The sequence below is a fragment of the Streptomyces sp. NPDC093586 genome (assembly GCF_044764905.1).
In the GTDB taxonomy this organism is placed as follows: domain Bacteria; phylum Actinomycetota; class Actinomycetes; order Streptomycetales; family Streptomycetaceae; genus Streptomyces.
Genome location: NZ_JBIWJA010000011.1, coordinates 162,490 through 175,739, shown reverse-complemented (window position 1 = coordinate 175,739; position 13,250 = coordinate 162,490). Strand labels below are relative to the sequence as shown.

At 73.6% G+C, this 13,250-nt stretch carries 13 protein-coding genes; 10 read left to right on the top strand and 3 right to left on the bottom strand.

Going from position 1 to position 13,250, the window contains the following annotated elements; genetic code table 11:
* The first annotated feature begins 66 nt into the window (after positions 1 to 66).
* A complete protein-coding gene (locus ACIRFH_RS14905) occupies positions 67 to 1,209 on the top strand; it encodes a glycosyltransferase family 4 protein (RefSeq protein WP_403520440.1) in 1,143 nt (380 codons plus the stop codon).
* 148 nt (positions 1,210 to 1,357) lie between these two features.
* Here ACIRFH_RS14905 and ACIRFH_RS14900 read toward each other — a convergent pair whose 3' ends face one another.
* Positions 1,358 to 3,154, bottom strand: a complete 1,797-nt coding sequence (locus ACIRFH_RS14900; protein WP_403520438.1) for an AMP-dependent synthetase/ligase — start codon at positions 3,152 to 3,154, stop codon at positions 1,358 to 1,360.
* 351 nt (positions 3,155 to 3,505) lie between these two features.
* Between ACIRFH_RS14900 and ACIRFH_RS14895 the strand changes: the two genes are divergently transcribed.
* The 6 genes from ACIRFH_RS14895 (at position 3,506) to ACIRFH_RS14870 (ending at position 8,752) form a co-directional block, all read left to right on the top strand.
* Positions 3,506 to 4,261 carry a metallophosphoesterase gene (locus tag ACIRFH_RS14895; RefSeq protein ID WP_403520491.1) on the top strand — a complete coding sequence of 252 codons (756 nt, stop codon included), beginning with the start codon at positions 3,506 to 3,508 and terminating at the stop codon, positions 4,259 to 4,261.
* Positions 4,262 to 4,399: 138 nt separating this feature from the next.
* Positions 4,400 to 4,840 carry an SRPBCC family protein gene (locus tag ACIRFH_RS14890; protein ID WP_403520436.1) on the top strand — a complete coding sequence of 147 codons (441 nt, stop codon included), beginning with the start codon at positions 4,400 to 4,402 and terminating at the stop codon, positions 4,838 to 4,840.
* 233 nt (positions 4,841 to 5,073) lie between these two features.
* Positions 5,074 to 6,255 (top strand): ArsA-related P-loop ATPase, encoded by a 1,182-nt coding sequence (locus ACIRFH_RS14885; protein WP_403520434.1) that lies wholly within the window; start codon positions 5,074 to 5,076, stop codon positions 6,253 to 6,255.
* A 57-nt stretch (positions 6,256 to 6,312) separates the two neighbouring features.
* Entirely contained in the window at positions 6,313 to 6,855 is a 543-nt protein-coding gene (locus ACIRFH_RS14880) for a DUF5304 domain-containing protein (protein WP_403520432.1), read from the top strand.
* A 55-nt stretch (positions 6,856 to 6,910) separates the two neighbouring features.
* Positions 6,911 to 7,864: an ROK family glucokinase gene (locus ACIRFH_RS14875; RefSeq protein ID WP_403520430.1), complete on the top strand. Its 954-nt coding sequence runs from the start codon at positions 6,911 to 6,913 to the stop codon at positions 7,862 to 7,864.
* A 141-nt stretch (positions 7,865 to 8,005) separates the two neighbouring features.
* Positions 8,006 to 8,752, top strand: coding sequence for an endonuclease/exonuclease/phosphatase family protein (locus ACIRFH_RS14870; RefSeq protein WP_403520428.1), 747 nt, complete (start codon positions 8,006 to 8,008; stop codon positions 8,750 to 8,752).
* A 30-nt stretch (positions 8,753 to 8,782) separates the two neighbouring features.
* Here the strand turns inward: ACIRFH_RS14870 and ACIRFH_RS14865 are convergent, their stop codons facing one another.
* Both ACIRFH_RS14865 and ACIRFH_RS14860 read right to left on the bottom strand, forming a co-directional pair.
* The gene (locus ACIRFH_RS14865; protein WP_403520426.1) at positions 8,783 to 9,454 is read right to left on the bottom strand and encodes a hypothetical protein; all 672 of its coding nucleotides are present in this window, start codon (positions 9,452 to 9,454) and stop codon (positions 8,783 to 8,785) included.
* Positions 9,447 to 10,250, bottom strand: coding sequence for an alpha/beta hydrolase (locus ACIRFH_RS14860; RefSeq protein ID WP_403520424.1), 804 nt, complete (start codon positions 10,248 to 10,250; stop codon positions 9,447 to 9,449). Before ACIRFH_RS14860 ends, ACIRFH_RS14865 begins: the two co-directional genes overlap by 8 nt.
* Before the next feature lie 192 nt (positions 10,251 to 10,442).
* Between ACIRFH_RS14860 and ACIRFH_RS14855 the strand changes: the two genes are divergently transcribed.
* Genes ACIRFH_RS14855 through ACIRFH_RS14845 form a run of 3 tightly spaced genes read left to right on the top strand, consistent with a single transcriptional unit; the run spans position 10,443 to position 13,203 of the window.
* Entirely contained in the window at positions 10,443 to 11,252 is an 810-nt protein-coding gene (locus ACIRFH_RS14855; protein WP_403520489.1) for a lysophospholipid acyltransferase family protein, read from the top strand.
* A 26-nt stretch (positions 11,253 to 11,278) separates the two neighbouring features.
* A complete protein-coding gene (gene macS / locus ACIRFH_RS14850) occupies positions 11,279 to 12,529 on the top strand; it encodes a MacS family sensor histidine kinase (RefSeq protein ID WP_403520422.1) in 1,251 nt (416 codons plus the stop codon).
* Positions 12,526 to 13,203 (top strand): response regulator, encoded by a 678-nt coding sequence (locus ACIRFH_RS14845; protein WP_403520420.1) that lies wholly within the window; start codon positions 12,526 to 12,528, stop codon positions 13,201 to 13,203. Before macS ends, ACIRFH_RS14845 begins: the two co-directional genes overlap by 4 nt.
* Positions 13,204 to 13,250 lie beyond the last annotated feature (47 nt).

The window sequence follows — 13,250 nt, the reverse complement described above, 5'->3', positions numbered from 1 at the left end:
GCGCACGCGTGCCACAGACACGGCCGGGCCCCGCCCCGGGCGGCGGGTTCGGTAGGGTCGGCGGCGATGCGCAAGACCTTGATCGTGACGAACGACTTCCCGCCCCGCCCGGGCGGCATCCAGGCATTCCTGCACAACATGGCGCTGCGCCTGGACCCCGAGCGGCTGGTCGTCTACGCCTCCACCTGGAAGCGGAGCCGGGAGGGCGTCGAGGCGACCGCCGCCTTCGACGCCGAGCAGCCCTTCACCGTCGTGCGCGACCGTACGACGATGCTGCTGCCGACGCCGGACGCGACCCGGCGGGCGGTCGGGCTGCTGCGCGAGCACGGGTGCACGGCGGTGTGGTTCGGGGCGGCGGCGCCCCTCGGGCTGATGGCGCCCGCCCTGCGCAGGGCGGGCGCCGAGCGGATCGTCGCCACCACCCACGGGCACGAGGCCGGCTGGGCCCAGCTGCCCGCCGCCCGTCGACTGCTGCGCCGGATCGGGGAGTCCACGGACACGATCACCTACCTCGGCGAGTACACGCGCTCACGGATCGCGGGCGCGCTCACCCCGCGGGCCGCCGCGCGGATGGTGCAGCTGCCGCCGGGCGTGGACGAGAAGACCTTCCACCCGGACAGCGGCGGCGACGAGGTGCGGGCCCGGCTCGGGCTGACCGACCGGCCCGTCGTGGTGTGCGTCTCCCGGCTGGTGCCGCGCAAGGGCCAGGACACCCTGATCCGGGCCATGCCGCGCATCCTCGCCGCCGAGCCCGACGCCGTCCTGCTGATCGTCGGCGGCGGCCCCTACGAGAAGGACCTGCGCCGCCTCGCGCAGGACACCGGCGTCGCCGCCTCCGTCCGCTTCACCGGCGCCGTGCCGTGGGCCGAGCTGCCCGCGCACTACGGCGCCGGGGACGTCTTCGCCATGCCGTGCCGCACCCGGCGGGGCGGGCTGGACGTGGAGGGGCTCGGCATCGTCTACCTGGAGGCCTCCGCGACCGGCCTGCCCGTCGTCGCCGGCGACTCCGGCGGCGCCCCGGACGCCGTGCTCGACGGCGAGACGGGATGGGTGGTGCGGGGCGGCGACGAGGAACAGGCCGCCGACCGCATCACCGTCCTCCTCGGCGATGCCGAGCTGCGCCGCCGGATGGGCGAGCGGGGCCGGTCCTGGGTCGAGGAGAAGTGGCGCTGGGACCTGCTGGCAGAACGCCTGAAGGCTCTGCTGTAGCGCGGGGTGCCCTCGGCAGCGCGGGGCCGGGACATGCCGGTCAGGGGCGCGGGGCTGAGACATCGCGCGGCTTTGCCGCGTGGGCGCGACAAGCCACAGCGGACGGAAAGCCGCCGACGAACCGTACCCGGCACCCCGGCACGCGCCCCTACTTCGCGTAGAGCGCCTCGATCTCGTCCGCGTAATCCCTCGCGACAACGTTCCGCTTCAGCTTCAACGACGGAGTCAGATGCCCCGACTCCTCGGAGAACTGCGCGTCGAGCACCCGGAACCTGCGCACCGACTCCGCCTTCGACACCGCCGCGTTGCCGTCGTCGACCGCCGACTGGATCGCGGCGAGCAGATCCGGGTCCTCCCGCAGCGACGCCGCCGTCGAACCGGCCGGCTTGCCGTGCTCCGCGCACCAGCGGCCGAGGAACTCCTCGTCCACGGTGACCAGCGCCCCCACGAAGGGCCGCCCGTCGCCGACCACCATGCACTCCGCGACCAGCGCGTGCGCCCGGATGCGGTCCTCGATCACGGCCGGGGCGACGTTCTTGCCGCCGGCGGTGACGATGATCTCCTTCTTGCGGCCGGTGATGCGCAGGTAGCCGTCCTCGTCGAGGGTGCCGATGTCACCGGTGTGGAACCAGCCGTCGGCCAGCGCCTCCGCGGTCGCCTCCGGGTTGTTCCAGTACTCCTTGAAGAGGTGCTCGCCGTGCAGCAGCACCTCGCCGTCGTCGGCGATGCGCACCACCGAGCCGGGCAGCGGCTGGCCGACCGTGCCGATCTTCTGCCGGTCCCAGGGGTTGAAGGCGGTGGCCGCGCAGGACTCGGTCAGGCCGTAGCCCTCCAGGACCGTGAAGCCGATGCCGCGGAAGAAGTGGCCGAGGCGCTCGCCGAGGGGCGCGCCGCCGGAGATGGCGTACTCGCCGCGTCCGCCGAGGACCGTGCGGAGCTTGCCGTAGACGAGCTTGTCGAAGATCTTGTGCTTGATCCGCAGGCCGAGGGACGGGCCCGACGGGACGTCCAGGGCCTTGCTGTACGCGATCGCCGTGTCGGCGGCCTTGTCGAAGATCTTGCCCTTGCCGTCGGCCTGCGCCTTGGCGCGCGCCGAGTTGTAGACCTTCTCGAAGACGCGCGGCACGCCCAGGATCAGTGTGGGCCGGAACGCGGCCAGTTCGTCGGTGAGGTTCTTGATGTCCGGGACGCAGCCCAGCTTGATCGGCGCCATCATCGGCGCGACCTGGACCAGGCGGCCGAAGACGTGGGCGAGCGGGAGGAAGAGCAGGACGGAGCACTCGCCCGTGCGGAACAGGGGGCGCAGGCGCTCGACGACGTTGCCGCACTCGGCGAAGAAGCTGCGGTGGGTGAGCACGCAGCCCTTGGGGCGGCCGGTGGTGCCCGAGGTGTAGACGATGGTCGCCGGGTCGTCGGCCTTCGCGATCGAGCTGCGTTCCTCGACCGCCTCGTCCGTGACGTCCTCGCCGAGACGCCCCAGCTCCTCCACGGCCCCGGCGTCGATCTGCCAGACGTTCTTGAGGGCGGGCAGCTGCTCGCGCACCGACTCCACGGCGGCGGCGTGCCCGGCCGACTCCACGACGCACGCCGTGGCGCCCGAGTCACCGAGGATCCACCGCACCTGCTCCGGCGAGCTGGTCTCGTACACCGGCACGGTGACCGCGCCGGCGCTCCAGATCGCGAAGTCCAGCAGGGTCCACTCGTACCGCGTGCGGGACATCAGGCCGACCCGGTCGCCCGGCTGCACACCGGAGGCGATGAGACCCTTGGCGGCGGAGTGCACCTCGGCGCGGAAGTCGCGGGCGCTCACGTCCTGCCAGGCGCCTCCCGCCTTGCGGGCGATGACGGCGACGTCGGGGTGCTGCGCGGCGTTTCTGCGGAGGATGTCGGTCAGATTTCCGTCCGCGGGGACCTCGTACAAAGCCGGAAGGCTGAACTCGCGCAAGACTGCTGCTCCTCATAGGGCGCCGGCGCCACGACGTTGTGCGATGCGACGGTGCGGTCCAAGGCTCGGGCAAGTGCTCGGGGAAACACATGCGGGATTCACATGCCGAAATCCTGAGCACGACTGGACTGCCCGGACGTTACCCGCCGGTATGGCGTCTCCGACAGGGGGTCCCCGCGAGATGTTCGCTGCGTCACACGGACGGGGTTTCCTCGGCGCAGAGTAGTCGACGCCTCGACCGACCAGCCAGTAACCGCAGGTCCGACCGCCACTGTTCACGCCTGCCGCACACACCTACGCTTGATCGTCATGGCACCCACACCGGCCCACAACACGACGACGCGCGTCCATGTGGTGAGCGACGTGCACGGCAACGCACGCGACCTGGCCAAGGCCGGTGACGGCGCCGACGCCCTGGTCTGCCTGGGGGACCTGGTCCTCTTCCTCGACTACGCCGACCACTCGCGCGGCATCTTCCCCGAGCTGTTCGGCGAGGCCAACGCCGACCGCATCGTCGAGCTGCGCACCGCCCGCCGCTTCGCCGAGGCGCGCGAGTTCGGGGCCCGGCTGTGGGCGGACGTCGGCGGGGACCGGGCCGCGCTGATCGAGCGGGCGGTGCGGGGACAGTACGCCGAGATGTTCGCCGCGTTCCCCACGCCCACGTACGCCACCTACGGCAACGTCGACATGCCGTCGCTGTGGCCGGAGTACGCCGGGCCGGGCACGACCGTGCTGGACGGGGAGCGGGTCGAGATCGGCGGCCGGGTCTTCGGCTTCGTCGGCGGCGGCCTGCGCACCCCGATGCGCACGCCGTACGAGATCGGCGACGAGGAGTACGCCGCGAAGATCGAGGCCGTCGGCGAGGTGGACGTGCTGTGCACGCACATCCCGCCGGACGTGCCGGAGCTGGTCTACGACACGGTGGCGCGCCGCTTCGAGCGGGGCAGCCGCGCGCTGCTGGACGCGATCCGCCGGACCCGGCCCCGCTACGCCCTGTTCGGCCACGTGCACCAGCCGCTGGCGCGGCGGATGCGGATCGGGGCGACCGAGTGCGTGAACGTCGGCCACTTCGCGTCGACGGGGAAGCCGTGGGTGCTGGAGTGGTGAGCCCGGACGGCCGGACTGTCGCGGGCGGGTGGTGACATCCGCCCTGTCCGTGCGCGATAGCCTTCACGCGGCACACACGTGCGCGCCGCGCGCACGACGATCCTCAGTACCCGGCCCGCATCTGGAGGAGCCACGGCGATGGCGGAACACACCAGCTCGAGCATCACGATCGAGGCGGCACCGGCCGACGTCATGGAGGTGATCGCCGACTTCGCCCGCTACCCGGACTGGACCGGTGAGGTGAAGGAGGCGCAGGTCCTCGCGACCGACGCGCAGGGGCGTGCCGAGCAGGTCCGACTCGTCATGGACGCCGGGGCGATCAAGGACGACCAGACGCTGGCGTACACCTGGACCGGCGACCACGAGGTGTCCTGGACGCTGGTCAAGTCCCAGATGCTGCGTTCGCTCGACGGCTCCTACCTGCTCCGGCCGGCCGGGTCGGGCACGGAGGTCACGTACCGGCTCACCGTCGACGTCAAGATCCCGATGCTCGGCATGATCAAGCGCAAGGCCGAGAAGGTCATCATCGACCGGGCGCTGGCGGGCCTGAAGAAGCGCGTGGAGTCGGTCCCGAAGTAACCGCCGGACCGCAGGACCGGTCGCGCCGAGGCGCCCGCGAGACGCGCGCCGACCGCCGCCGGCGCCGCGACGGCCCGGCGGCACGCGGCGCATCCGCCCGGCAGCGGCCGCCCACCCGGCCACGGGCGTGCGCGCCGCGGGTCGGGGGCGGCGTCACAGGCCCCCGTGGGCGTACGCCGCGAGCTGTACGGCACCCACCGGCCGGGACGGGGGCGAAGGTAGCGTTCAGCCTCATGCGCACCATCCTGATCACGGGTCCGGGCGGCAGCGGTCGTACGACCGTCGCGGCCGCCACCGCGCTCGCCGCCGCCCGTGCCGGCACCCGCACCCTTCTGCTCGGCGCCGACCGCGACGACACCCTCGGCGCCGCGCTCGGGGTGCGCACCGGCCCGCGGCCGGTCCCCGTCGAACCCGGCCTCACCGTCCGGCGGCCCGACGCCGCCCAGGGTTTCCGGGACGGCCTCGCCGCCCTCCAGGACCGTGCCGCCTCCGCCCTCGACCTGTTCGGCGCCGCCCGCCTGGACGCCGAGGAACTCACCCCCCTGCCCGGCGCCGACGAACTCGCCCTGCTGCGTGCCCTGCGCGACGCCGCCCTCGCCGAGGACGCCGGCTCCCCCGAACTGGTCGTCGTCGACCTCCCGCCCGCCCCGCGCGCCCTCGCCCTGCTCGCCCTCCCCGAGGAACTGCGCCGCTACCTGCGCCGCCTGCTCCCGCCCGAGCGGCAGGCCGCCCGCGCCCTGCGTCCCGTCCTCGGCCGGCTCGCGGGCGTCCCCATGCCCGCCGAGTCGCTCTACGAGGCCGCCGCCCGCTGGGACCTGGAGCTGGCCGCCGCCGAGGCCGTCCTCGCCGACCGGAACACCGTCGTACGGTTCGTCGCCGAGCCCGGCCCCGCCGCCGCGGACGCGCTCCGCACCGCCCGCCTCGGCCTCGCCCTGCGCGGCCTGCGCGCCGACCTGCTGGTCGCCAACCGCGTCCTGCCCGAGGACGCCCCCGCGGACAGCTGGCTCGCCGGCCCCCTCGCCCAGCAGCGCAAGGCGCTGGAGGAGTGGCAGGGGACGTACGACGTCCGCACCGTCGCCCACCTCGGACGCGATCCGCGGGGCACGGACGACCTGGCCGCCCTCCACGCGCCGGGCGCAGGCCAGGACGTCACCCCGGTCGAGTGGCCCGTCACCGACCGGCTGGCCGACGACGGCGTCCTCGTCTGGCACATCCCGCTGCCCGGCGCCATACGCGAGGAACTCGACCTCGTCCGGCGCGGCGACGAACTGGTCGTCACCGCCGGACCGTTCCGCCGGATCGTGCCGCTGCCGTCCGCCCTGCGCCGCTGCACCGTCGACGGGGCCGCCCTGCGGGAGGACACCCTCGCCGTCCGGTTCGCGCCGGATCCCCGGCTGTGGCCGCGGGGACGCTGATCCCGTCACGCCCGTTCGGGTAACGTCGGAGGGACGAACCGTAGTCAGGAGTCCGTCATGAGCGAAGAGCTCCCCCCGCCCGAGGCCGCTCGCCACGACGAGGCCGACGCGGTCGGGCCGGCCGGACCGGCCGGCGAGGCGCGGGCGACCGACGCCGACGCCTGGGCGAGGGCGTGCGCCGAGGACCTGGAGGCCGAGAAGGCCCGCCGCCGCGCCGAGCGCGGGCCACAGCCGGGCTCGGCCGCCGAGGAACTCCGCAAACTCGTCGACGCGGTCGCGGACAAGCTGTCCGGCCTCCAGACCCCGCTGCTCGGTCAGGTCGCCGGACCGGCGGCCCAGCAGGTGGTCCGACAGGTCGTCCAGCAGGCCAAGGCCGCCGTCGAACCGGTCATCGAGCGCAATCCGGATGTTTTCGACCACCTCGCGGCCGCCGGCGGTGAACTCCTCGCCGCCTACCGCTCCGCCGTCCAGAACCAGGAGCGCCGCTGGACCTCCGGGACAACCGGTGCCGAGGACCCTCGTAACCCCCGCGACCTGGGCGAATCCCGCGACGACGGCGACGAGGGCACCGGCCCCGGCCAACGCATCGACGTGGACTGAGGTCCCCCTCGGGTACGGTTGGCCGTAGCGGGGCTCGACCGAAACTGAGGGATTCATGGGACTCACCATCGGCGTCGACATCGGCGGCACGAAGATCGCGGCCGGCGTGGTCGACGAGGAAGGCAACATCCTCTCGACCTTCAAGGTGCCGACCCCCACCACACCCGAGGCCATCGTGGACGCCATCGCCTCGGCGGTGGAGGGCGCACGCGCGGGGCACGACATCGTCGGCGTGGGCATCGGCGCCGCCGGATACGTCAACCGCCAGCGCTCGACGGTCTACTTCGCGCCGAACATCGACTGGCGCAACGAGCCGCTCAAGGACAAGGTCGAGGCCCGCGTCGGCCTCCCGGTCGTCGTGGAGAACGACGCCAACGCCGCGGCCTGGGGCGAGTACCGGTTCGGCGCCGGCAAGGGCCACCGCAACGTCATCTGCATCACCCTGGGCACCGGCCTCGGCGGCGGCATCATCATCGGCAACAAGCTGCGCCGCGGCCACTTCGGCGTGGCCGCCGAGTTCGGCCACATCCGCATGGTGCCGGACGGCCTGCTGTGCGGCTGCGGCTCGCAGGGCTGCTGGGAGCAGTACGCCTCCGGCCGCGCCCTCGTGCGCTACGCCAAGCAGCGCGCCAACGCCACCCCCGAGCGCGCCGAGGTGCTGCTCGCGCTCGGCGACGGCACCCCCGACGGCATCGAGGGCAAGCACATCTCGGTCGCCGCCCGGCAGGGCTGCCCGGTCGCCGTCGACTCCTACCGGGAGCTGGCCCGCTGGGCCGGCGCCGGCCTCGCCGACCTGGCCTCGCTCTTCGACCCGTCCGCCTTCATCGTCGGCGGCGGCCTCTCCGACGAGGGCGACCTGGTCCTCGACCCGATCCGCAAGTCGTACAAGCGGTGGCTGGTCGGCGGCAACTGGCGCCCGGTCGCCGACGTGATCGCCGCCCAGCTCGGCAACAAGGCCGGCCTGGTGGGCGCGGCCGACCTGGCCCGCGAGCCCGACCCGATCATGTAACGGTACGGAGCTCGGACGTCCCCGAAGGGGCGCGGGGCGGAGTCCATCCGGGGCTCCGCCCCGCGGGCGCGACAAGCCACGACGTACCGGCAGTCGCCCACGAACCTCGCGCCCCGAGCTGTCGGGCGTACTGTGATCCACATGGAGCCGCTCCCCAACTCCCGCACCGAGCCCGACGGTTCCGCCGTCATCCGGGTCCTCGGCTACAACATCCGCTCGATGCGCGACGACACCGACGCCCTCGCCCGCGTGATCGCCGCCTGCGCCCCGGACCTCGTCCTCCTCCAGGAGGCCCCCCGCTTCTTCCGCTGGCGCAAGAAGCTCGCCCGGCTCGCCGCGGCCTCCGGGCTGGTGATCCTCTCCGGGGGCGCCCCGGCCGCCGGACCGGCGCTCCTGTGCTCCCTGCGGGCCACCGTGGAGCGCACCGAGGACGTACTGCTCCCGCTCACCCCCGGCCTGCACCGCCGGGGCTTCGCCACCGCCGTGGTCCGCTTCGGCGGGGCCCGGCTCGGCGTCGTGAGCTGTCATCTGTCGCTGCAGAAGGACGAGCGGTACGAGCAGGCCGGCCTGCTCCTCGACCGGATCGCCGCCATGGGCGTGGAGCACGTGGTGGCGGGCGGTGATCTGAACGAACGCCCCGACGGCCGCGTCTTCCGGCGGCTCGGCGACGGGCTGCGGGACTGCTGGACCGTCGCGCCCTGGGGCGGCGAGTACACCTCCACCGCCGCCGACCCGCACCAGCGCATCGACGCGATCCTCGCCACCGAGGGCGTCGAGGTGCTGGGCTGCGGGGTGCCCACGGGGCTTTCCGGGGTGGCCGAGGACGACCTGAGGGCGGCCACGGACCACCTCCCGGTCCTGGCCGCCCTCCGCGTGCCCGCGGCCTGAGACCCTCCGGCGCTCAGGCCGCCGCCGGCCTCAGACCACCGCGCCCCGCCCCGGGTCGTCGTCGTCCTCGTCGCCCGTCCGCATCCGCATCACCAGCGTGGCGAAGCCGCCGAGGAAGCCGCCGACGCTCAGGGTCGTCAGCCACCAGGTCATCTCCCAGCCGAGCACCACCGCCAGCAGGAGCAGCACCGGGCCGCCGAGCGCGCCCAGCCACGCGAACTTCGACGTGGTGTCGCCCTCGGGCAGCGGCGGCGGCTCGGGCGGCACGAAGTGGCCCTCGTCGTCCTCGCCCAGATCGTCGTCGGAGGGCTCGGCCAGGCTGTGGTCACGCGGCCCGACACCCGGTGCGAAGGCGACGGAGCTGCCCAGCGGACGGGCCGAGGCCGGCCGCTCCGGCTCGGGCCCGTCGTCGTTCGTCTCCGGCTCCAGCAGAGCCAGGTCCTCCACCGACTTGAACGGCTTGGCGCCCGGCGGGTCCGGCGGCTCCTCCCCGTACCCGGCGACGATCGCCGCCCAGGCCGCGTCCTCGTCGAAGGGCACGGGCCGCTCCTTCGGCGCGCGCTCCTCCCCGGGGCCCGGCCCCTCGCGGCCCTCCCGCTCGACGTCCCGCTCGCGGTCCCGTTCCACGTTCCGCACCTCCTCCCGCTCTCCCCGCTCCTCCCGGTCCTCGCGGTCCTCGCGGTCGGAGCCGTGCTCAGCCACCTGCGGTCGTCCCTTCCTCACCGAGACCGGGCCCCGGCTCCTTGACGGAACCGGGCGCGAGCCGGCCGATGAACGCGATGCTCTCCGCGAAGATCCGGTCCGCGTCGTGGTCCAACGTCGCCACGTGGTAGCTCTGTTCCAGCAGGACCTCCGTCACGTCCGTCGACGACACCCGGCCGAGGATGCGCGCCGAGTCGGCCGGGGGCACCACATGGTCCTGCGGACTGCGCAGCAACAGCAGCGGCTGCGTGACCTGCGGCAGATCGCCGTCGGCCAGACGGAAGAACGTGCGCAGCGAGTGGGCCGCGTGCAGCGGCACCTTGTCGTACCCCAGCTCCGTGCTGAGCGGCTTGGCGATGTCGCTGGCGATGCCCTTCGTCGCGGGCAGCAGATGGCGCAGGACCGGCAGGGCGTGCTGGGCCACGCCATGCATCCGGTTCGCCGGGTTGACGACCATGACGCCCGACACCGCGTCCCCGTGCTTCGCGGCGAGCCGCAGCGCCAGGGCCCCGCCCATCGACAGTCCGGCCACGAACACGCGCGCGCAGCGCTCCCGCAGGGCGCGCAGCTCGCGGTCCACCTCCGCGTACCAGTCCTGCCAGCCGGTGACCTGCATGTCCTCCCAGCGCGTGCCGTGTCCGGGCAGCAGCGGCAGCGCTACGGTCAGATCGCGCTCCGCGAGATACCGGGCCCACGGGCGCAGTGACTGCGGGGAACCGGTGAAACCGTGGCAGAGGAGGACGCCGGCCTCACCGCCCTCGTGGCGGAACGGCTCGGCTCCGGGCAGGACCGGCACGTCTCGGTCTCCTGTCGTCAGGGGTCGGCAGAGCCGGACCGTCGGGTGCGATGGACGCGTGTGCGGTACTTGCGGGTACCTCACCGTACGCGACCGCACCGGCACCGACCAGGGCCGTCGGAGCCATTGGCGGTGCCCCGGGATAGGGTCTGACCCACAGACACAGGAGGCACTCGGTTGTTGTACGGCGCGATGAAGGTCACCGTCGGGGGTTCGCTGAAGCTCGCCTTCCAACCCTGGGTGGAAGGCCTGGAGCACATCCCGGCCGACGGCCCCGCCGTTCTGGCGAGCAACCACCTGTCGTTCTCCGACTCGTTCTTCCTGCCGGCCGTCCTCGACCGCAAGGTGACCTTCATCGCCAAGGCCGAGTACTTCAACACGCCCGGGGTCAAGGGCCGGCTGACCGCCGCGTTCTTCAAGGGCGTCGGCCAGCTCCCCGTGGACCGCTCCGGCGCGCGCGGCGCGGGCGAGGCCGCCATCAAGAGCGGCATAGAGGTCCTGGAGCGCGGCGAGCTGTTCGGCATCTACCCCGAGGGCACCCGGTCCCCGGACGGCAGGCTCTACCGCGGCAAGCCCGGCGGCCTCGCCCGCGTGGCGCTCGCCACCGGCGCCCCCGTCATCCCGGTCGCCATGATCGACACGGAGAAGATCCAGCCGCCCGGCAAGGTGATACCGAAGCTGATGCGCCCCGGCATCCGCATCGGCAAGCCCCTGGACTTCAGCCGCTACCAGGGCATGGAGCACGACCGCTTCGTGCTCCGGGCGGTGACCGACGAGGTCATGTACGAGATCATGAAGCTCTCCGGCCAGGAGTACGTCGACGTGTACGCGACCGCCATGAAGCGGCAGCTCGCGGAGGCGGCGAAGGCCGAGAAGGAGGCGGGCAAGGCGGCGAAGGCCGCGCTCGCCCAGGCGGAGAAGGAACGGGCGGAGAAGGAACAGAGCGCGAAGGAGAAGGCGGCCGGGCAGGACGGGGCCGCCGAGCAGGGGACCGAGCCCTAGCCGGGCCGGTGCCGGGGGTGGGGGACATGGCCAGGCGCGAGAAAGTCATGAGGATGTCGGTCGAGCAGCCGCTGTGGCGCGCGCTCGCCGGCTATCGCGTGCTCACCATGCTGTACGCGATCGGTTTCTTCGCCACCGCCTGGTCCGGCTTCACCCGGCCCTGGCTCGCCGTCGCCTACTACGCCGTCCTCTTCGTCTGGACCCTGGCCACCCTCCCCAGGGTCTCGGGCGCGGCCGGCTGCACCAAGGGCTTCCTCGCCGCCGACCTCACGATCGCGCTCACCGGCGTCCTGCTGACCCCGTTCGCCGACGCGCCCGAGCGGATCATGGACGGCGGACCGACCCTGCCGTCGATATGGACCGCCGGTTCCGTCCTGGCCTTCGCCGTCAAGGGCGGCTGGCGCTGGGCGGCCGTGGCCTCCACCCTCGTCGCCGTCGCCAACCTCGTCGAACGCGGCCACCCGGCCCGCGACACCGTCCACAACGTGGTCCTCGTCTGGGTCGCCTCCATCGCCATCGGCTACGTCGTCGAGGTCGCCCGCGCCTCCGAGCGCACCCTCGCCCGCGCCCTGGAGATCGAGGCGGCGACCCGGGAGCGGGAGCGGCTCGCCCGGGACATCCACGACAGCGTCCTCCAGGTCCTCGCGATGGTGCAGCGGCGCGGCGCCGTCATCGGCGGGGAGGCGGCCGAACTGGGCCGCATGGCCGGCGAGCAGGAAGTCGCGCTGCGCAGCCTGGTCTCCGGCGGACTCGTCCCCGTCTCCCGGGTGTCGTACGACACCGCCGAGGGCGCCGTCGTACGGGCCGTGGAGGAACCGGAGGAGGACGCCCCGGACGCCCCCGTCGACCTGCGCGCCCTGCTCGCCCCCCATGCCGGCGCGCGCGTGCACCTCGCCGAGCCGGGCGCCCCGGTGCCGCTGCCCCCGGTCGCGGCACGCGAGCTCGCCGCCGCCGTCTCAGCAGCCCTGGACAACGTCCGCAAACACGTCGGCGAGGACGCGCGCGCGTGGATCCTCGTCGAGGACGAGCCGGACGAGGTGATCGTCACCGTCCGCGACGAGGGACCCGGTATCCCCGAGGGACGGCTCGCCGAGGCCGAGGGCGAGGGGCGGCTCGGCGTCGCCCTGTCCATCCGGGGCCGGCTGCGCGACCTCGGCGGCACGGCCGAACTGATCTCGGTGCCCGGACAGGGCACGGAGGTCGAACTCAGGGCGCCGAAGGCGCCGGACACATCCAAGAACACCGGCAGCACAGCACGGGGGAAGGCGGACCGATGACCGAACGACAGGATCCGATCAAGGTCATGGTGGTCGACGACCACCCGATGTGGCGCGACGCCGTGGCCCGGGACCTCGCCGAATCCGGCTTCGAGGTGGTCGCCACCGCCGGCGACGGCGACCAGGCGGTGCGCCGCGCCCGGGCCGTCGCACCCGACGTCCTCGTCCTCGACCTCAACCTGCCCGGCAAACCCGGCGTCCAGGTCTGCAAGGAGGTCGTCGGCGCCGACCCGACGCTGCGCGTCCTCGTGCTGTCCGCGAGCGGCGAGCACGCCGACGTCCTGGAGGCGGTCAAGTCCGGCGCCACCGGCTACCTGCTCAAGTCGGCCTCCACCGAGGAACTGCAGGACGCGGTGCGCCGCACGGCCGCCGGCGACCCGGTCTTCACCCCGGGCCTGGCCGGACTGGTCCTCGGCGAGTACCGCCGCCTCGCCTCCGAACCGGCCCCCGCCGCGGACACCGGCGAACCCGGGGCGCCCCGGCTCACCGACCGCGAGACCGAAGTGCTGCGCCTGGTCGCCAAGGGTCTGAGCTACAAGCAGATCGCCGAACGCCTCGTCATCTCCCACCGCACCGTGCAGAACCACGTCCAGAACACCCTCGGCAAGCTCCAGCTGCACAACCGCGTGGAACTGGTGCGCTACGCGATCGAGCGGGGTCTGGACGACGCGTGACCCGCGCGGGACAGCGACCCCGGCCGCCCACCGCGGCAAAGGGGTCG

Excerpts from the sequence above, each read along its gene's own strand:
- ACIRFH_RS14885 (WP_403520434.1), top strand. The coding sequence starts at position 5,074 with ATGCGCACCATCCTGATCACGGGTCCGGGCGGCAGCGGTCGTACGACC.
- ACIRFH_RS14905 (WP_403520440.1), top strand. The coding sequence starts at position 67 with ATGCGCAAGACCTTGATCGTGACGAACGACTTCCCGCCCCGCCCGGGC.
- ACIRFH_RS14890 (WP_403520436.1), top strand. The coding sequence starts at position 4,400 with ATGGCGGAACACACCAGCTCGAGCATCACGATCGAGGCGGCACCGGCC.
- macS (WP_403520422.1), top strand. The coding sequence starts at position 11,279 with ATGGCCAGGCGCGAGAAAGTCATGAGGATGTCGGTCGAGCAGCCGCTG.
- ACIRFH_RS14870 (WP_403520428.1), top strand. The coding sequence starts at position 8,006 with ATGGAGCCGCTCCCCAACTCCCGCACCGAGCCCGACGGTTCCGCCGTC.
- ACIRFH_RS14845 (WP_403520420.1), top strand. The coding sequence starts at position 12,526 with ATGACCGAACGACAGGATCCGATCAAGGTCATGGTGGTCGACGACCAC.
- ACIRFH_RS14855 (WP_403520489.1), top strand. The coding sequence starts at position 10,443 with ATGAAGGTCACCGTCGGGGGTTCGCTGAAGCTCGCCTTCCAACCCTGG.
- ACIRFH_RS14875 (WP_403520430.1), top strand. The coding sequence starts at position 6,911 with ATGGGACTCACCATCGGCGTCGACATCGGCGGCACGAAGATCGCGGCC.
- ACIRFH_RS14880 (WP_403520432.1), top strand. The coding sequence starts at position 6,313 with ATGAGCGAAGAGCTCCCCCCGCCCGAGGCCGCTCGCCACGACGAGGCC.